The 18718-nt window shown below is 35.6% G+C and carries 18 protein-coding genes; 16 read left to right on the plus strand and 2 right to left on the minus strand.

What is annotated here, in order from left to right; genetic code table 11:
- Window positions 1-157: 157 nt before the first annotated feature.
- Window positions 158-712 (minus strand): peptide deformylase, encoded by a 555-nt coding sequence (gene def / locus H628_RS0105095; RefSeq protein WP_027825473.1) that lies wholly within the window; start codon window positions 710-712, stop codon window positions 158-160.
- 232 nt (window positions 713-944) lie between these two features.
- Between def and typA the strand changes: the two genes are divergently transcribed.
- The 9 genes from typA to holA all read left to right on the plus strand — a co-directional run bounded on the left by typA (window position 945) and on the right by holA (window position 10420).
- Window positions 945-2789, plus strand: coding sequence for a translational GTPase TypA (typA, locus tag H628_RS0105100; RefSeq protein WP_027825474.1), 1845 nt, complete (start codon window positions 945-947; stop codon window positions 2787-2789).
- A gap of 104 nt (window positions 2790-2893) precedes the next feature.
- Entirely contained in the window at window positions 2894-4078 is a 1185-nt protein-coding gene (locus tag H628_RS0105105; RefSeq protein WP_027825475.1) for an FtsW/RodA/SpoVE family cell cycle protein, read from the plus strand.
- Complete coding sequence (locus H628_RS0105110) at window positions 4075-4422, plus strand: YlbG family protein (RefSeq protein ID WP_027825476.1); 348 nt, start codon at window positions 4075-4077, stop codon at window positions 4420-4422. The genes H628_RS0105105 and H628_RS0105110 overlap by 4 nt, the downstream gene beginning before the upstream one ends.
- Window positions 4403-4951 carry a 16S rRNA (guanine(966)-N(2))-methyltransferase RsmD gene (gene rsmD / locus H628_RS0105115; RefSeq protein ID WP_027825477.1) on the plus strand — a complete coding sequence of 183 codons (549 nt, stop codon included), beginning with the start codon at window positions 4403-4405 and terminating at the stop codon, window positions 4949-4951. Before H628_RS0105110 ends, rsmD begins: the two co-directional genes overlap by 20 nt.
- A gap of 2 nt (window positions 4952-4953) precedes the next feature.
- On the plus strand, window positions 4954-5451 hold the full coding sequence (gene coaD / locus H628_RS0105120; protein WP_027825478.1) for a pantetheine-phosphate adenylyltransferase: 498 nt from the start codon (window positions 4954-4956) through the stop codon (window positions 5449-5451).
- On the plus strand, window positions 5432-6478 hold the full coding sequence (locus H628_RS0105125) for a SepM family pheromone-processing serine protease (protein WP_051237970.1): 1047 nt from the start codon (window positions 5432-5434) through the stop codon (window positions 6476-6478). The genes coaD and H628_RS0105125 overlap by 20 nt, the downstream gene beginning before the upstream one ends.
- A gap of 60 nt (window positions 6479-6538) precedes the next feature.
- Window positions 6539-7204 (plus strand): helix-hairpin-helix domain-containing protein, encoded by a 666-nt coding sequence (locus H628_RS0105130; protein ID WP_027825480.1) that lies wholly within the window; start codon window positions 6539-6541, stop codon window positions 7202-7204.
- On the plus strand, window positions 7173-9440 hold the full coding sequence (locus H628_RS0105135; protein ID WP_027825481.1) for a DNA internalization-related competence protein ComEC/Rec2: 2268 nt from the start codon (window positions 7173-7175) through the stop codon (window positions 9438-9440). Before H628_RS0105130 ends, H628_RS0105135 begins: the two co-directional genes overlap by 32 nt.
- Window positions 9437-10420 (plus strand): DNA polymerase III subunit delta, encoded by a 984-nt coding sequence (gene holA, locus H628_RS0105140; protein WP_027825482.1) that lies wholly within the window; start codon window positions 9437-9439, stop codon window positions 10418-10420. Before H628_RS0105135 ends, holA begins: the two co-directional genes overlap by 4 nt.
- A 51-nt stretch (window positions 10421-10471) precedes the next feature.
- On the opposite strand, the gene rpsT is transcribed toward holA, so the two are convergent.
- The gene (rpsT, locus tag H628_RS0105145) at window positions 10472-10723 is read right to left on the minus strand and encodes a 30S ribosomal protein S20 (RefSeq protein ID WP_027825483.1); all 252 of its coding nucleotides are present in this window, start codon (window positions 10721-10723) and stop codon (window positions 10472-10474) included.
- A gap of 207 nt (window positions 10724-10930) precedes the next feature.
- Here rpsT and rpsO point away from each other — a divergent pair, with 207 nt between their 5' ends.
- The 7 genes from rpsO (at window position 10931) to yihA (ending at window position 18713) form a co-directional block, all read left to right on the plus strand.
- Complete coding sequence (rpsO, locus tag H628_RS0105150) at window positions 10931-11200, plus strand: 30S ribosomal protein S15 (RefSeq protein WP_027825484.1); 270 nt, start codon at window positions 10931-10933, stop codon at window positions 11198-11200.
- 140 nt (window positions 11201-11340) lie between these two features.
- Complete coding sequence (locus H628_RS0105155) at window positions 11341-13065, plus strand: ribonuclease J (protein ID WP_027825485.1); 1725 nt, start codon at window positions 11341-11343, stop codon at window positions 13063-13065.
- Window positions 13065-13895 carry a hypothetical protein gene (locus H628_RS0105160; protein WP_236692240.1) on the plus strand — a complete coding sequence of 277 codons (831 nt, stop codon included), beginning with the start codon at window positions 13065-13067 and terminating at the stop codon, window positions 13893-13895. Before H628_RS0105155 ends, H628_RS0105160 begins: the two co-directional genes overlap by 1 nt.
- A gap of 174 nt (window positions 13896-14069) precedes the next feature.
- The gene (gene tuf, locus H628_RS0105165) at window positions 14070-15260 is read left to right on the plus strand and encodes an elongation factor Tu (RefSeq protein ID WP_027825487.1); all 1191 of its coding nucleotides are present in this window, start codon (window positions 14070-14072) and stop codon (window positions 15258-15260) included.
- 169 nt (window positions 15261-15429) lie between these two features.
- Window positions 15430-16743, plus strand: a complete 1314-nt coding sequence (gene tig / locus H628_RS0105170; RefSeq protein ID WP_027825488.1) for a trigger factor — start codon at window positions 15430-15432, stop codon at window positions 16741-16743.
- 118 nt (window positions 16744-16861) lie between these two features.
- A complete protein-coding gene (gene clpX / locus H628_RS0105175; protein ID WP_027825489.1) occupies window positions 16862-18142 on the plus strand; it encodes an ATP-dependent Clp protease ATP-binding subunit ClpX in 1281 nt (426 codons plus the stop codon).
- Window positions 18126-18713, plus strand: coding sequence for a ribosome biogenesis GTP-binding protein YihA/YsxC (yihA, locus tag H628_RS0105180; protein ID WP_027825490.1), 588 nt, complete (start codon window positions 18126-18128; stop codon window positions 18711-18713). Before clpX ends, yihA begins: the two co-directional genes overlap by 17 nt.
- Window positions 18714-18718 lie beyond the last annotated feature (5 nt).

Raw genomic sequence — 18718 nt, forward strand, 5'->3', positions numbered from 1 at the left:
TATCTCCTTAATTTTGTTATTAAAACGATCTCAAGATGAATATTAGTCAAAAATATTCAATAGTTAATAAAATTTTACCATAACTTCGCGTTTAAGTGTAGGTGAGCAAAGAAAAAAGACTGGTAATCCAACCAGCCTTTGACAAAAATTAATTTTATTAGGAAATAACTACTGTATCTTCTTTTAAATCAAAAGGATTCTTTTTGTTGATGCGGTCATAGAACAAGTGACCATTTAAGTGGTCAATTTCATGAGAAGCTACAATTGCAGGGTAGCCAGTTAATCGAATTGTTTTTTCTTCGCCGTCAACAGTGTAGTATCTAATTTTTAACTTGTATGGACGAGGAACATAACCATCAATTACCTTGTCTACGCTCAAGCAGCCTTCACCTTCACTTAAACAGGTTTGGCGAACAGACTCAGATAAAATCTTAGGATTTACAAAAGTTTCTTTAAAAATAATTTCGCCCTTATTGTTAGGTACAAGTAGAGAAGCCATTTGGACGCCTTCGCCAACTTGTGGAGCTGCTAAACCAACCCCAGCTCTTAATTGGTGCTTTTCTGCAATCTTAGGATCTTGAGAGTTAATCAAGTATTCCATCATTTCATCTGCTAATTTTTTGTAGTGATCTGAAAGTGGAAAAGTTAATTGATCAGCTACACGTCTTAATACAGGGTCGCCATCTCTGACGATATTTTTCATAAGAATCAAAAGTATCGCTCCTTAATTTGCTTAATGTCTTATATATTTGTACCACATTTAAAAGTTTTTCGCTCGTTTTATTGATAAAGTTTCTAAATCGTTGACCAAATAGCTAGTTGGTGGTAAAATCAACCAACGTAACTATTAATACTAAGACACTTCTAAAAACGTGAATTACGATTTGCGTATGCAAGGCTGTGACAGCGTCACAGTTTTTTTATTGAAGCTGGGAGGAATACCTTTGTCAGAACAAAGAAGAGAAGACATTAGAAATATTGCGATTATTGCCCACGTTGACCACGGTAAAACTACTTTGGTTAACCAATTATTGAAGCAATCAGATACTTTACCAGAACATATGAACCTTGAAGATCGTGCAATGGACTCAAACGACATTGAACGTGAACGTGGTATTACTATTCTTTCAAAAAATACGGCTGTTAAGTATCATGATACTACTATTAACATTTTGGATACTCCAGGACACGCCGATTTCGGTGGGGAAGTAGAACGTATCATGCACATGGTTGATGGTGCCTTATTACTTGTTGATGCTTATGAAGGTACTATGCCACAAACTCGTTTCGTGCTTAAGAAAGCTTTAGAAGCTGGGGTTAAGCCAATCGTTGTGATTAACAAGATTGACCGTCCTGGTGCTCGTCCAGCAGAAGTTTTGGATGAAGTTCTTGAATTATTCATCGAACTTGGTGCTAATGATGACCAACTTGATTTCCCAGTTGTATACGCTAGTGCTTTGAACGGTACTTCAAGCTACGATGAAGACTTAAGCACTCAAAAAGAAACTATGGACCCTATTTTTGAAACTATTATCAAGAATATTCCAGCTCCAATCGAAAACAGTGACCAACCACTTCAATTCCAAATTACTATGCTTGACTGGGATGACTATGTAGGTCGTATCGGTGTTGGTCGTGTATACCGCGGTAAAATTAAGGTCGGCGACCAAGTTACTGTGATGAAGATTGACGGCTCAACTCAAAACTTCCGTGTTACTAAATTGTTTGGTTTCTTTGGTTTAAAGCGTAACGAAATTAAAGAAGCTAAAGCTGGTGACATCATTGCCATTTCAGGTATTAATGATATCTTTGTTGGTGAAACTATTGCTTCAGCAGAAGAACCAGAAGCTTTACCAGCACTTCACATTGATCCACCAACACTTCAAATGGACTTTGTTGCAAACGACTCACCATTTGCAGGTCGTGAAGGTGATCAAGTAACACCTAAGAAGCTTGAAGATCGTTTGATGCGTCAAACTCGGACTGACGTTTCATTGAAGGTTGAACCTACTGATCAATTAAATGCTTGGACTGTTTCAGGTCGTGGTGAATTACACCTTTCAATCTTAGTTGAAGAATTACGTCGTGAAGGCTTTGAAATGCAACTTTCACGTCCTAAGGTTATTTACCGTGAAATTGATGGTCAAATGTGTGAACCATTTGAAGCTGTTCAAGTTGATACACCTGATGAATACGTTGGTTCTGTTATTGATTCACTTTCACAAAGAAAAGGTGAAATGAAGAATATGGAATCAACTGGTAATGGTCAAACTAGACTTGAATTCTTGGTACCATCACGTGGTTTGATTGGTTACAATAACGAATTTATGTCTCAAACTGCTGGTTACGGTATTTTGAACCACACCTTTGATTCATACAAGCCAGTTGTTAAGAACTGGGAACCAGGTAGAAGAAATGGTGCGTTGGTATCAATTAACCAAGGTCAATCAACTACTTACTCACTTCAATCAGTAGAACAACGTGGTATTTTATTCATTGGTGCAGGTGTTGAAGTTTACGAAGGTATGATTGTTGGTCAATCATCTCGTGAACGTGATATTGCAGTTAACGTAACTAAGGGTAAGAACTTAACTAACACTCGTGCTGCAGGTAAGGACCACTCTGCTTCTATTAAGACTCCAAAGACTTTGACTTTGGAAGAAGCTATCGAATTCTTGAACGATGACGAATACTGTGAAGTTACTCCACAAAGCATTCGTTTACGTAAGAAGATTTTGAACACTAATGAACGTCAAAAATTCGACAAGAAGAAGAATCGCCAAAACTAGTTTATTTAACTAATAAATCATAAAAAGCTGTTACTTTGATAGGAGTAACGGCTTTTTTGTTTTATAATAGATAAAGATTTTATATTAGGGAGACGAAGTGTGTGATTCGACAAAAATTAAAATATATGGACTATCAAATTTTAATTCCATATCTCATTTTAGTCGTAGTGGGAATTGTGATGGTCTATTCAGCAAGCTCAGATATCTTGCTAGTTAATGGCTTTAAGCCTTCATTTTATGGGATTAGACAATTTCAATATGCACTTTTTTCAATTGGAATTTTTGGAAGTTTAGCTTTCTTCATGAAACTTGAAGTTTTTAAAAGCTGGCGTTTTATTGGATCATATTTATTAATTTCTAGCATAATGCTGGTAATCTTACTCTTGATGAAGTTTATAGGCGGGAGTAGGTTTGCTGTTAATGGTGCTGTTGGTTGGATTAATTTGGGGTTTATTAATATTCAACCACTTGAAATTGCCAAGTTAGCTTTGATTTTATACCTAGCTAAAATTCTAGATAAGCGTGATGGCAAATTAATCCCAGGAAGTATTATTGAAAACCTATCTGGTCCAACTATCTTATCATTTTTGATGATGATTTTAGTTATTTTAGAACCAGACCTTGGTGGGACCATGATTTTATTTATGATTGTCATGGTTTTATATGCTGTTTCAGGTATTCCAACGAGAATTGTGGTTAGCTGGTTAATTGTTTTGTTCTTATTAATGGTTGGACTAGTTACTTTTTTAATCGTTTGGAATCCAAAATTTTTACAAGATTCATACCAATTTCAACGATTACTTGCTTTTGCCCATCCATTTAAGTTAGAGCGAACAGGTGGGGCTCAGCTAGTTAATTCTTATTATGCCATTCATAATGGTGGTTTATTTGGTGTTGGTTTAGGTAACAGTATGCAAAAGCGTGGATATTTACCTGAACCTTATACTGACTTTATTTTGTCGATTATTTCAGAAGAATTGGGTTCTGTTGGTGCCATTGTTATTTTAGGAATATTATTTTACTTATTGTGGCGCATTATGGAAGTAGGAATTCATGCTACAAGCCAATTCAATGCCTTAGTTTGTTTTGGGGTAGTAACAATTATGTTTACAGAAACCTTATTTAATGTGGGTGCTGTTTTGGGACTTTTACCAATTACGGGGGTTACACTGCCGTTTATTAGTTTTGGGGGAAGTTCAATGATTGTTTTGACAGCCGGGATTGGATTGATTTTGAATATTTCAGCCCATGAAAAGAAAAAACTAGAAGATTCGGAGACTGTTAGATGAGTTTTAATCAAGATTTGCGCGATACAACAATTCAAGCTAGAGTTGGAATTGTTGTTTACCTAAATTTGGCTCAAGATCAGTTTAAATTACGTCAATTTGGCGATATTGTTTATTTTTCTAAACGCAAAAAGTACTGCCTAATTTATGTTAATAAAAATGTTGCAGAACAAGTCGTTATTAAGTTGAATCGCTTGCACTTCGTCAAAAAAGCAGAATTGTCGCCAACTGAAAGTTTAGACTTTAGTCGTGAACATGAAGAACAGCTCATGAAGACTTTAGCTGAACAGGCTGAAAAAATGATTGCAGAGAATGGAGACTTTAAGCATGAGAATAATCGCTGGTAAATATGCTAAACGCAACTTGTTTACGCTAAAGAGTAATAAGACACGTCCTACGAGTGATAAAGTCAAAGAATCATTGTTCAATAGTTTGGGACAATTTTTTGATGGGGGCCAAGTCTTAGACTTATATGGTGGAAGTGGTGCTCTAGCGATTGAAGCTGTCTCACGTGGATATGATCATGCTGTAATTTGTGACATTAATTATCAAGCTGTTCAAATTATCAAAAAAAATGTAGCTTTGACAAAAGAAGAAACTAAATTCGAAGTATTTAAAATGCCTGATAAAGTTGCTTTAAAAAAACTTTCTGAAGATAATTATGGCTTTGATTTAGTTTTCTTAGATCCACCATATGCTAAGCAAAAGATTGCCCAGATTATGACAGAGATGCTTAATTTAAACTTAGTTAATGATGGGGCGATTTTTGTTTGTGAAACAGATGATCAGACTGAATTAGCTCCAGTTGCTGGCTTTGAATTAGTTAAAGAACATCATTTAGGCAAAACAATTGTCAGAATTTATCGGAAGGAGTAATCATGACCAAAGCAATTTTCCCTGGTAGTTTTGATCCCGTAACCAACGGTCATTTAGAAACAATCAAAAAGGCTGCTCGCTTATTTGAAAAAGTTTATGTGGTTGTTATGACTAATACCAAGAAAAAATACTTATTTTCCAGTCAAGATAGATGGAATTTTATTTTTGATGAAGTCAAAGATTGGCCCAATGTTGAAGTTTTAATTCGAGATGAAGACTTAACTGTTTCTGTAGCGCGTAAATTGGGTGCACGAGTAATTGTTCGCGGATTGCGTAATAGCAAGGACTTTATCTATGAGCAAGAGATGGCATCATTAAATTCTAAGCTTGCTCCGGAAATTGAGACAGTCTTTTTATTAACTTCGGCCGAAAATTCTGTTATTGCTTCAAGCATGGTAAAAGAAGTTGCACAATTTGGTGGCGATGTGAGTGCATTTTTGCCTAAAAAGGCTAGTCAAGCATTAAAGAAGGTGATGCAGGATGGAAAAAGAAAGAATTAATTCGAAGAAAAAAACTGTTAGAAATTTTCTCATAGGCCTAATTACAATTGTCATTGTTATTATTGGGCTTTCCTGGCCAACTAGCTATTATATAGAATCACCTGGGGATGCTAATAGTGTTAGTCAATTTGTTAAGTCTGGTAAAAAAGCAGCAGATAAGAATCTTTATATGGTCACAGTCGCTGAAAGACAAGCTAGCGTCTTAGATTATTTATTGAGCTTTAGCCGTGAATTTGATACAAGAATTTCGCAAAAAAACTTAATGGGAAATCAAAATAGTGCGGAATATGAACAGCTTCAGCAATGGTATATGGAAACTAGTCAAAATAATGCTATTTATTATGCTGCCCAAAAGGCTGGTGTTTCGGCTAAGAAGATGTTCTTAGGTGTCTATGTTATGGGAATAGCTAAGAATTCAAACTTTAAACATGATCTAAAGCTAGCTGATGTAATTACCGCAGTTAATGACCAAAAATTCGATTCAACTAAAGCATTGATGGATTATATCCAAAAGCAAAAAATTGGTCAGAAGATTAAAGTGACAGTTTTACGTGGTAATGAAACTTTATCTTTTACTGAAAAAACAACTAAACTTACTGGTAGCGACAATAAAGCTGCAATTGGAATTCAATTAGTTGAAAGAACAAAAGTTATTACTAAACCAGAAATTAGTATTAATGCAGGTAGTATTGGCGGGCCGTCTGCAGGCTTAATGTTTTCTTTAGCTTCATATCAATTATTGACAAGCAAAAACTTAACCCATGGGCAAAAGATTGCTGGAACTGGAACAATTGATGATAGTGGTAATGTTGGGATGATTGGTGGCGTTGATAAGAAAGTAGTAGCTGCAAATAACGCTGGTGCTACAGTCTTTTTTGCCCCAACGCAGCAACTAGCAGGTTATAAAAAGAGTGAAACTAATTATGCAGTAGCTCTTAAAACTGCTAAGAAGATACACTCAAAAATGAAGATTGTGCCGGTTGCTACATTTGATAATGCTTTAAACTACCTCAAAAAAATAAAATAAATTAAAAAGTCTAGAAATTTTCTAGGCTTTTTTTCGTATTTTATTTTAGAGGTGAAAATAATGGATTTTGAACAAATTAAAGACTGGATTTTAGAAAAGAAAGTTATTGTAATTGGAGTGATTCTAGCATTAGTAGGAGTATTTATCTTTTTCAAAGCTCCTGATCAGAGCACAAGTGAGAATAACCAAGCTTTGTTAACTGAAGCTCAAAGTAGTAAAAAGGATGAATCAAATATTAGCTCGCTTCAAAGTAGCTCTGATAATAATAAAAGTGAAGTTACGGTTGATATTTCTGGTGCAATTAAAAATCAGGGAGTTTATACACTGAAAAATGGTGCTAGAATTGACAATTTAATTAAAGTGGCTGGTGGCTTAACAGGAAGTGCTGATTTAAAGGCAATTAATCGGGCTACCTTACTGAAAGATGGTGACAAGATTTATATCCCTAGTCAAGGTGAAAATGCCCCAGCAGCTAGCATTAGTCAGACTACAACTTCTAGCAGTAGTTCAACTAGTGGCGCAAGTACAAGTGGCGAAAAAATTCATTTAAATTCCGCTACTGCAGCTGATTTACAAAAGTTAAATGGTGTTGGTGCTAAAAAGGCAGAACAAATTATTGCTTATCGTGAGCAAAATGGCCCGTTTAAGAGTGTAGAAGACTTGACTAAAGTTTCAGGAATTGGAGAAAAGACCCTTGCAGCTTTTAAAGACCAGTTGGAACTCTAGTTTTAAGCCAGGATTTTACTTCCTACTAGGACTAGTTTTGACCACCTTATCTTTTTTGCTTTATCAGGCTAGTGATATCTATCAAAAAATAATTTTATGGGGACTTTTGCTGTATTTTTTTAGCTTAATCGTTAAGAAATATCAGCCAGCTTGTTTGATTTTATCTTTAGTAGTTGCGAGTTTTTTGTTTTTGGTAAAAATTGATCAAAAAAGCAATACTTTTACTTTAAATAGCGCAACTACTTTGCAGATTTATCCTGATGAGGTGGCGATTAAAGATGACTATTTAACTGGGCTCGCACATGCTACTAGTGGTTCAATTTTAGTTGGAATTAAACCAGATGCCACTTTAAAGCAGGCAATAAAAGCAGGCAAAAATGTGCTCTTGACTAACTTAACAGGTGAAGTAAGTGAAATTGAAGCACCGACAAATTTTGGCCAGTTTGATTATCGCAAATACTATGCTAGTAAAAAGATTTTTCAAAGAGTAAAGTTAAAAACAGCTACTAGTGTGCCAACTTCAATTAGTCTTTGGACTTGGCTACATTATTTACGTTTTAAGCTGCAGGAATACTTTAATACTTTCCCGCGCTTGCTAGGATTTTTTGCTAGCGAATTAGTTCTGGGAGAAAATAACAATGCTGAAAATCAGGAGGTTTTAGATAATTATCGCAATTTAGGTGTAATTCATCTTTTGAGTATCTCAGGTTTACATGTTGCAATTTATAGTTTGGTGATTTCAGTCATTTGTTACTGGTTAAAGTTTACTGAAGAAGAAACTTTTGGTATCTGCTCCTTGATTTTGCTCTTAGGAATCTTTATTTGTGCGGGTCAAGCTGGATTTGTTAGAAGCTGCTTAACATACTTTTTAGCGGGTCTTTTAAAACTGATAAATCGAAAATTAACTGCCGCTGATTTACTAGGTTTAACGGTCATCATTCATTTACTTTTCTGGCCACGACTATTTTTAAGCATGGGAGCTATTTTATCTTATGTTTTAGTTCTGGGCTTAAAATTTGTACAAGGATTTGGTGAATTTAAGCAGGCGGCTTTACTTAATTTCTTGTTAACGCCACTACTATTATTTAGTTTTTACCAGGTTAATCTTTTAACAGTCTTCTTTAACTTTTTGGTGGTACCATATTTTAACTTTATTGTGATGCCTCTAGTTTTTATTAATATTTTCTTGTTTAATGCTTTTCCTGTAATTAGCAACTTTTTTGAGCAAATTCTGGAACTGAGTGAAAGCTTAATTGGATATTTAGCCTCAAAAAATTGGGGGACTATTACTTTTGGAAAGATTAACTGGTGGCAGACAGTTTTACTCTTAGGGCTAGCAATTTTATTTTTAACTTATTTGCCTTATCAAAATAAAACATGGTTTAAATTCTTATTGCCAGGACAATTTTTGCTATATCTTATTATATTTATGGGTATTCATTTTCCACTTGCAGGCCAGGTTACTTTTATTGATGTCGGTCAAGGCGATAGCATTTTGATTACTACACCGATTTTTAGGAAAAGCTATTTAATTGATACTGGCGGAAAATTGAATTTTTCTAAGCATAAAAGTCGGCCGCAAATTGAACAAATAACTTTGCCATTTTTGCGAGCGCAAGGGATTGACCATCTAGATGGAGTCTTTTTATCGCACCAAGATGCCGATCATATTGGCGATTTAGGACCACTTTTAGAAAATATACAAGTTGATAATTTATATTTTGCTAAGGGGTTATTGGCTAATCCTTCATTTCGCAAGAGAATTAATCATCGCATTAATCATACTAGGCTAGTAGAACTTTTGGCTGGGGATGTAGTTAATGGTGCAATTAAATTTAATGTTGTTTATCCTGATCATCCTGGACTAGGGAAAAATGAAGATTCACTTTCATTGACTTTTTTAATTCAAAATAAGCGCTGGCTTTTTACTGGAGATTTGGATCAAGCAGGTGAAGAAAGAATTTATCAAAAGACGCCTTTTAAGGTTGACTACTTTAAATTAGGCCATCATGGCAGCAAAACTTCATCTTCGCCTAAGTTTTTGCAAGCAATCCAGCCTAAAATGGTTTTTATTTCTGCTGGTAGAAATAATCGCTTTGGCCATCCTAATCCTGAAACTTTGCGAACTTTGTCGCAACAAAACTTGCCATATCTATCAACGCAATCATATGGTAGTATTAGTTATAAGTTTGGCTTTACCAAAGAAAGATTCGAGACCTTTTTAGGAGGAAAATAGTGTTATTATCGCTTTTTAAAAATTCAAATCAAGCCAAGAAAAATCTTTTAATTACAGGTGAAGATGCTTTTTTGAATGATTATTTAGTCAGAGATTATGTTAAAAATCCTGCCTTAGATCAACTAGAAAAGCGGACAGTTGATTGCGAGAGTGAAGGAATTGGTGAATTAATTGCTGATTTAACTGAAGCTAGTTTATTTGCAAGTGAAAAGCTACTGATAGTTAAAAATCCTATTTTTTTAACTGGGAAAGTACAAAAAAAAGACGAAAAGAATTTAAAGCAACTTGAAAAGATTTTTGAAAAAATTGACCAAAGTGATGATCAATTAGTCATTATTTGTAATGGTAAGATTGATAAACGCCGAAAAATTAGTAAAATTTGCCAAAAGAATTTCAATTTAGTTGATGTTAGTTTTAAACCTTATGAAGTAAGTGGAATATTAAAGGCAATTATCAAGACAGAAAATTACCAAATTTCTCAAAGTGCTTTACAACTTCTACTTGAGCGTAGCGACCAAGTAATGGAGGCAGCACTGTCAAACTACTTAAAGCTTAAAAATATTGCAACAGATCAAAAAATCACTACTGAGATGATTAATGCTAATATTGATTTATCATTAGCACAAAATATTTTTGAGATTTTAACAAAAGCCTTAAGTCACAACTATCAAGAAGCAATTTTACGGTTAGAAGATCAACTAAGAGAAGGGCAAAGCCCAATTAGAATTTTAGCTGTTTTTGAATCTCAACTTGAAGTCTTACTTGCAGCTAAGATTTTATTAGCTCGGTCAAGAAGTGAAATGGATGTTGGTAAAGAACTTGGTATTCATCCATATCGTGTTAAATTAGCAGGTCAGACCCGGATTTCAATCAAGAGCTTAGAAAAGATGCTACTTGCGGCAATTAAGCTTGATTATGGTTACAAGAATGGAACATATCAAGGACCTGAATTTTTGAAAATGTTTTTATTAGCTGTTTAGACAACAAAAAAAGGACTAGGAATTAAATCCTAGTCCTTTTTGAATTGCTAATTATTTAGCAAGCTTAGCTAAACGGCTCTTATCACGGTTAGCCTTGTTCTTGTGGATTAAGCCTTTAGATGCGGCCTTGTCCAAAGCACGAGCTGCTGCCTTGTGCAATTCAGATGCATTTTCAGCACCAGCTGCTTGAGCAACCTTGAACTTCTTAACAGCAGTTCTTAATTCGCTTAATTGAGCAGCACGACGCTTGTTAGCATTAGCTTGAGTCTTTACACGCTTGATAGCTGATTTAATTTGTGGCATGAAATTCACCTCCAATAATTTATTTAAAATCACATAAGTTGATTATACTTAAGAAAATCTCTACTTGCAAGATAAATTATGCTTGCTTTTTGAAAAAAATCTCTGTATTATTAATTCTGTTGTGAACCATTAACGCTGTTTGCTCGATTCACCAACGGCTTACGTTGTTAATGGCAATTATATTTTTTATGAAAGGTGTTTATATTTATGTCAATTTCAAAAGCAAGAAAGAACGAATTAATTAAGGAATACGCAACTCACGAAGGTGATACTGGTTCTGTTGAAGTACAAGTTGCTGTTTTAACTGAAGATATCAACAACTTGAACGCTCACTTGAAAGCTCACAAGCAAGACCACCACTCATACGTTGGTTTGCTTAAGAAGATTGGTCACCGTCGTAACTTACTTCGTTACTTATCAGAAAATGATATTGAACGTTACCGTGCTTTAATCAAGAAGTTAGGTTTACGTCGTTAATTTTCAAGAAGGTCAGCATCAGCTGGCTTTTTTTTTGCTGTCAAAAGCTCTTATCTATGCTAAAATTAAAAAAGATTAGCTCGTTTTGATCATCTGATCCATAAATAATCATAAATAAAACAATAAGAGAAGGAAAAATAATGGCAGAAAATACAATTAAAGTAATGATTGTCAGCGGTGTTCGTGAACAAGGTAAGGACATGTTCGCTGTTCAAGTTAATGATGAGATTTTTGTGCTGGATGCAGGTTTGAAGTATCCAGATAGTTCTTTGTTTGGGATTGATGTAGTTATCCCAGATATGGATTTCTTTGCAAAATATAGTGATAAAATTGCTGGTATCTTTTTGACACATGGTCATGCAGATTCAATTGGTGCTTTACCTTATATTTTGAGAAATTACGATATCAATGTTTTTGGATCTGAATTAACAATCGCGTTAGCTAAGTTGACTGTTCAAAGAGAAAACAGACGCTTTAAGAAGAATCTCTTTCATGTGATTGATGCAGAAAGTGAAATTGATTTTAAGAATGCAACAGTTTCATTTTTCCATACAACCCATTCAATTCCAGATTCATTGGGGATTGTTGTTCATACTGGTGCTGGGAATATTGTTTATACAGGGGACTTTAAATTCGATCCTTCAGCAGCTAAGCATTACCGGACTGATATGGACCGCTTAGCACAAATTGCTACCCAAGGAGTATTAGCTTTATTAAGTGATTCATCAAATGCTGAAGCTGATTTCCCTAATGCATCTGAAAAAGATATTGCTCGTTATGTGCAAGAAGTCTTTGCTAATGCTGCAGGACGGATTATCGTTGCTGCTAAAGCATCTAATTTTACACGTTTGCAACAAGTATTTGATGCAGCTAAAAAGACTAACCGTAAAGTTTTATTGACCGGTCGAGGCGTTGGTAAAATCGTCAGAACTGCATTAGATTTAGGCTATTTAACTGCTGATAAGCAATTATTTATTGATTCAAAAGAACTTAAGAAGTATGAAGATAAACAATTGGTAGTACTTGAAACAGGTAGAATGGGTGAGCCATTACAATCCCTTCAAAAGATGGCTAATAATCGTCACCGAATGATTTCAATTCACGATGGAGATTTGGTCTTTATCGCTACTACTCCTTCACATGCAGTTGAAACAATGGTAGCTCAAACAAGTGATATGGTTTACCGTGCGGGTGGTACTGTTGAACAATTAGCTTATGCTAAGCATACTTCAGGTCATGCAACTGGTAGAGACTTACAATTATTAATTGCTACTTTGAAGCCTAAGTTCTTAATCCCAGTTATTGGTGAATATCGTTTGCTTGAAGTTCATCGTGACCTTGCAATTAATGCAGGGATGAATCCAAAAGATATCTATATCACTAAAAATGGTGATTGCTTGAACCTTGAAAAGGGACGTTTTTACTTAACAGATCCAGTTCCTGGTGAAGATACGATGATTGATGGTAGCGGTGTTGGGGATGTTGGAAACATTGTTTTACGTGACCGTGAAATTTTATCAGATGATGGTATTTTTATTGCTGTTGCGACAATTGACCGTAAGAAGAAAAAAATCATTGCAACTCCAAAAGTTTCAAGCCGTGGCTTTGTTTACATTAAGGCTAACCGCGAGTTAATGAATGAAACCCGTAAGGTGATTGAAGAGGCGATTAAAACTAACTTTGAACATAAGAAGTTTGATTGGACTGAATTGAAGAATGATGTTCGTTCAAGCGTTGAAAAGTTCTTATATAAGCAAACAAATCGCCGTCCAGTGGTTTTACCAGTAATTATGGAAGTTAACCAAAATCGTCATCGCGCAATGAACAAGAAAAAAGAAAATCAAAAAAATAAAAAGGCAGAATAATGAATCATAGTCAGCAAAATTTACTTGAATTAGCTCAAGCAGCTGAAAATCGTCATGATTTAGATGTGGCGATTGAAAAGTTAGAAGAGGCACTTGATTATGGTTATAGTCAAAAAATAGTTCTAGAGCTAGTTAGAGTTTTTTTGAAGACTAAGAAAGAAGATCGGGCATATGCTTTAATTAAAGAAGAGCCTGATCTTTTTTCACAAACAGATGTCTTCAATTTATATTTAAAAACATTACAAGCAAATAATTTTTATATTGAGCGCCTGCAGCTGGAGCATTTATTGGGACAAGAATTATCGGTTGAAATTAAAGCTGTTACTCAGACTGAGCAAGAAGAGATTATGCGCTCATTTAAGGTTAATAAATATTTGACCAGTCGAGATTATCAACAGCTGCTAAAACTAAATCGAGAAAACTTTATAGCATTTAGTCAAAGTCTGTTGATTAATCCAGCACAAAATTTTGCTTTAAGACTAGTTTTATGTGAAGACTTAATCAAATTAGGGCTTACCCAGAAAATTCAAGTTTATGTTTTAGGACAATTAGAAGATTTTATTCCAGCGCAAACAGCCTTACTTGAAAAAAACACAATCTATCAAGAAGTGATTGCAGGCATTGGAGACCGAATGAGAAAATCACCAGCAAATTTATCTCAAATATTGAGTGAAGCAAACTTGATTATCGGTTCACTTTATCCTAAGATAGACAAGTATCTAGATGAACCAGATTCCTTTAGTAGCGATATAGTGGGATTCATATTTGCAAAGAATGGTGGAATACACCAAGAACTACTAGAGAAAATATATCGAAATATTCTTAAGTAAACTTTTTTAGCAAAATGGTTTACTTTTTCTGGTAATCTAGTATAATCATAAAAGGATATTTTCATAAGCAAGTTACTAGAACATTGCTCATGAAAGTAGTACAATATTCAACAGAGAATTATCCGTTAACTTATCTCAACGGACTTCTTGCAAATTTACAGGAGGGTCATTTTAATGGCAGAAAAAGAACATTACGAAAGAACCAAGCCGCACGTTAACATTGGTACTATCGGACACGTTGACCACGGTAAGACCACTTTAACTGCAGCTATTACTACTGTATTGGCAAAGCAAGGCTTAGCACAAGCTTCAGATTACTCACAAATCGATGCTGCGCCAGAAGAAAAAGAACGTGGTATTACTATTAACACCGCCCACGTTGAATACGAAACTGAAAACCGTCACTACGCACACATGGATGCCCCAGGCCACGCCGACTACATCAAGAACATGATTACCGGTGCTGCACAAATGGATGGTGCTATCTTAGTTGTTGCCGCAACTGATGGTCCTATGCCACAAACTCGTGAACACATCTTACTTGCTCGTCAAGTTGGTGTTGAATACATCGTTGTATTCTTAAACAAGTGTGACTTAGTTGACGATCCAGAATTGATCGACTTAGTTGAAATGGAAGTACGTGACTTGTTATCAGAATACGATTACCCTGGTGACGATGTACCAGTTATCCGTGGTTCAGCTTTGAAGGCTTTACAAGGTGACCCAGAACAAGAAAAGGTTATCTTGGAACTTATGAAGACTGTTGACGAATACATCCCAACTCCAGAACGTCAAACTGACAAGCCATTCTTAATGCCAGTTGAAGACGTATTCACTATCACTGGTCGTGGTACTGTTGCTTCTGGTCGTATCGACCGTGGTCAAGTTAAGGTCGGCGATGAAGTTGAAATCGTTGGTTTAACTGATGACGTTAAGAAGTCAGTTGTTACTGGTTTGGAAATGTTCCACAAGACTTTGGACTTAGGTGAAGCCGGCGACAACGTTGGTGTATTGCTTCGTGGTGTAGACCGTGATGAAGTTGTTCGTGGTCAAGTTTTAGCTCAACCAGGTTCAATCCAAACCCACAAGAAGTTTAAGGGCCAAGTTTATGTCTTGAAGAAAGAAGAAGGTGGACGTCACACCCCATTCTTCTCAGACTACCGTCCTCAATTCTACTTCCACACTACTGACGTAACTGGTGCTATTGAATTACCAGAAGGTACTGAAATGGTTATGCCTGGTGACAACACTGAATTTACTGTTGAATTAATCAAGCCAGTTGCCGTAGAAAAGGGTACTAAGTTCACTATTCGTGAAGGTGGACGTACTGTTGGTGCCGGCCAAGTTACTGATATTCTTGACTAATCCAACTCTTAAAAAGATGCACTTGCGATGCGAGCGCATCTTTTTTTTATACATTTTTATATAAAATTAGAGAAAATGTCAGTAAAATTTGAGTTTTGATGCTATTTAAGGTAAGATAATTGAGTGTGCAATAGCAAGCCCAAATTTGACATCGGAGGTATTGAATTAAATGTCTGCAAAATGGGAAAAGACCGGTAAAACTACTGGTGAATTAACTTTTGAAATTTCACAAGAAGAAATCAAATTAGGTTTAGACCAAGCTTTCAACCGTATTAAGAAGAACTTGCGCGTACCTGGTTTTAGAAAGGGTCACGTAAGCCGTGTTATCTTTAACCAATACTATGGTGAAGAAGCTCTTTACGAAGATGCTTTAAACGCAGTATTACCAAACGCATATACTGCTGCTGTAAAGGAAGCTAAGATTGATGCTGTTGGTCAACCAAAGATTGAACCAGTTTCAATGGAAAAAGGTAAGGCTTGGACTATGAAGGCAACTGTTTCAACTAAGCCTGAAGTTGAACTTGGTGAATATAAGGGTATCGAAGTTCCTAAGCAAAACACTCGTGTTTACCAAAAGGATATCGATGCTGAATTAGACAAGAAGCGTGAACAAAATGCTGAACTTGTTTTAAAGGAAGATAAGGCAGCTAAGGGTGACACTGTTATCATCGATTACAAGGGTACTATTGATGGTAAGGCCTTTGATGGTGGTAGCGCAGAAAACTACTCACTTGAACTTGGTTCAAACACTTTCATTCCTGGCTTCGAAGACCAACTTGAAGGCCACAAGGCTGGCGATGAAGTTGATGTCGTTGTAACTTTCCCTAAGGATTACGGTGCAAAGGATTTAGCTGGTAAAGAAGCTCACTTTGCTACTAAGTTACACGAAGTTAAGTCTAAAGAACTTCCTAAGTTAGATGACGAGTTTGCTAAAGACGTTGATGACTCAGTTGACTCACTTGATGAATTAAAAGACAAGATTAAGAAGCAATTGAAGGAAGAAAAGGAAGAAGCTGCACAAGACGCAATCCAAGAAGCAGCAATTACTACTGCAGTTAAGAATGCAAAGATTGATGAAATTCCTGATGCAATGATTCAAGAAGATGTTGATACTCAACTTAACCAATACTTGGGTAACATGCAACGTCAAGGCATCGATCCTCAAACTTACTTCAAGTTAACTAACACTAATGAAGCTCAATTACGTGCACAATTATCAACTGATGCAGCCGAAAGAGTTAAGACTAATTTAGTTCTTGAAGCAGTTGTTGCTAAGGAAGGCCTTAAGGCAGATGCTAAGGAAATTGAACAAGAAATCAAGGACCTTGCAGCTGAATACAACATGGACGAAAAGACTGTTCGTGCAACCTTAAGTGATGAAATGCTTAGCCACGACATTACTGTACGTAAGGCTATGGACTTAATTACTGATAACGCAAAGCAAGTTGGTAAGGCTCAACTTGAAAAGGACTCAGACAAGTAATTAAATTCAATTTTTTGAAAAAGGCGGCATTTAGCCGCTTTTTTCTTTGTAAAACAAAATCTTAGCCATAATCGAAGCGGTATGCTAATCTTAGTATAGCGATAAGAGGAGGAATATAATGGCTTCACAATTTCAAGCAGGCCCAGAAGAGATTAAATGTTCATTCTGTGGTAAGACCCAAGATCAAGTCAAAAAGATGATTGCGGGTAATGGAGTATACATTTGTAACGAATGTGTAGCTTTGTCAAAAAATATTATTGACGAGGAATTACGCTCTGATGCTTTGAAGGAAAGAAAAGACCTTCCGAAACCAAAAGAAATTAAGCAAGAATTAGATCAATACGTAATTGGCCAAGATCGTGCCAAAAAAGTTTTGTCAGTTGCGGTTTATAACCACTACAAACGTATCAGTCAAATGGATGTTGATGATTCAACTGAGCTTCAGAAATCTAATATCGCACTTATTGGGCCAACTGGTTCTGGTAAGACTTATTTAGCTCAGACTCTCGCTAGAATTTTAAATGTCCCATTTGCCATCGCAGATGCAACTACTTTGACTGAAGCTGGATATGTAGGTGAAGATGTTGAAAATATCTTGCTGAAGTTAATTCAAAATGCTGATTATGACATTGAACGAGCTCAAAGAGGTATCGTTTATATTGATGAAATAGATAAGATTTCTAAAAAAGCTGAAAATGTCTCAATTACTCGTGATGTATCTGGTGAAGGCGTACAACAAGCTTTGCTAAAAATCTTAGAAGGGACAATTGCGTCTGTACCGCCTCAAGGAGGCCGTAAACACCCACAACAAGAATTGATTAGGATTGATACTAAGAACATCTTATTCATCGTTGGTGGGGCTTTTGACGGGATTGAAGGCATAGTTAAATCTCGTCTTGGTAAAAAGACAATTGGCTTTGGCGCAGAAAATAAATTTGATAAGATTGAAAATGATGAATGGACTAAGTATTTAACTACTGGAGACTTAGTTAAATTTGGTTTAATTCCAGAATTTATTGGTAGAATTCCAGTAATTGCAACTTTAGATAAGTTACAAAAGCAAGACTTGATTCGAATTTTAACTGAACCTAAGAATGCTTTGGTTAAGCAATATCAAAAACTCTTTAAGCTTGATAACGTTAATTTGAGTTTCAGTGATGGTGCTTTAAGCGCAATTAGTGAACAAGCCTTAAACCGTAATATGGGAGCACGTGGCTTGAGAACTATTATCGAAAACTCAATGATGGATACAATGTATTCAATTCCAAGTGAAAATGACGTAGAAAAAGTTGAAATTACTAAGGATGTAATTACTAAGCATTCTGCTCCCAGAATTATCAAAAAAGATCCTGAAGAAACAACAGAAGCGGATGAAGAAGTAAATGAAGATAACGAGTAGTGAATATAGCGTTAGTGCCGTTAGAGAAGATCAATATCCCCAAGATGATTTTCCTGAAATTGCCTTAGCTGGTCGATCAAATGTTGGTAAATCAAGTTTGATTAATAGTTTCTTGAATCGAAAGAACTTGGCTAGAACTTCTTCACAACCTGGTAAAACACAAACTCTTAATTTCTATAAGGTTAACGACAGTTTTTACTTAGTTGACGTTCCTGGTTATGGCTACGCCAAGGTTTCCAAATCTCAGCGTGAAAAATTTGGTGAAATGATTCAAGATTATCTTGAAACTAGAGCTGATTTGAAGGGCTTGATTTTATTAATTGATGCTCGTCATGAACCTACAGCTGATGACATCTCAATGTACAATTATGCTTTAATGCTTGATTTGCCAATTTTGGTAGTAACGACTAAAATGGATAAGCTTAAGAAGAGTCAATATAACAAGGTCTATGCTAACTTGAAAAAGCACATGGATTTAAACCATGAGCAAGTACAAGTATTGACTTATAGTTCAGAAACCAAATTACACTTAGATGAATTAAGTGCCTGGATTAGTGACAAAGTTGAGTAAAGAAA

The sequence above is a fragment of the Lactobacillus psittaci DSM 15354 genome, assembly GCF_000425905.1.
Lineage (GTDB): Bacteria > Bacillota > Bacilli > Lactobacillales > Lactobacillaceae > Lactobacillus > Lactobacillus psittaci.

What these genes read in the sequence shown, in the direction of transcription:
- H628_RS0105110 (WP_027825476.1), top strand. Translation starts at nt 4,075, where the DNA reads ATGAGTTTTAATCAAGATTTGCGCGATACAACAATTCAAGCTAGAGTT.
- rsmD (WP_027825477.1), top strand. Translation starts at nt 4,403, where the DNA reads ATGAGAATAATCGCTGGTAAATATGCTAAACGCAACTTGTTTACGCTA.
- coaD (WP_027825478.1), top strand. Translation starts at nt 4,954, where the DNA reads ATGACCAAAGCAATTTTCCCTGGTAGTTTTGATCCCGTAACCAACGGT.
- H628_RS0105125 (WP_051237970.1), top strand. Translation starts at nt 5,432, where the DNA reads ATGGAAAAAGAAAGAATTAATTCGAAGAAAAAAACTGTTAGAAATTTT.
- H628_RS0105130 (WP_027825480.1), top strand. Translation starts at nt 6,539, where the DNA reads ATGGATTTTGAACAAATTAAAGACTGGATTTTAGAAAAGAAAGTTATT.
- rpsT (WP_027825483.1), bottom strand. Translation starts at nt 10,723, where the DNA reads ATGCCACAAATTAAATCAGCTATCAAGCGTGTAAAGACTCAAGCTAAT.
- rpsO (WP_027825484.1), top strand. Translation starts at nt 10,931, where the DNA reads ATGTCAATTTCAAAAGCAAGAAAGAACGAATTAATTAAGGAATACGCA.
- H628_RS0105155 (WP_027825485.1), top strand. Translation starts at nt 11,341, where the DNA reads ATGGCAGAAAATACAATTAAAGTAATGATTGTCAGCGGTGTTCGTGAA.
- H628_RS0105160 (WP_236692240.1), top strand. Translation starts at nt 13,065, where the DNA reads ATGAATCATAGTCAGCAAAATTTACTTGAATTAGCTCAAGCAGCTGAA.
- tuf (WP_027825487.1), top strand. Translation starts at nt 14,070, where the DNA reads ATGGCAGAAAAAGAACATTACGAAAGAACCAAGCCGCACGTTAACATT.
- tig (WP_027825488.1), top strand. Translation starts at nt 15,430, where the DNA reads ATGTCTGCAAAATGGGAAAAGACCGGTAAAACTACTGGTGAATTAACT.
- clpX (WP_027825489.1), top strand. Translation starts at nt 16,862, where the DNA reads ATGGCTTCACAATTTCAAGCAGGCCCAGAAGAGATTAAATGTTCATTC.
- yihA (WP_027825490.1), top strand. Translation starts at nt 18,126, where the DNA reads ATGAAGATAACGAGTAGTGAATATAGCGTTAGTGCCGTTAGAGAAGAT.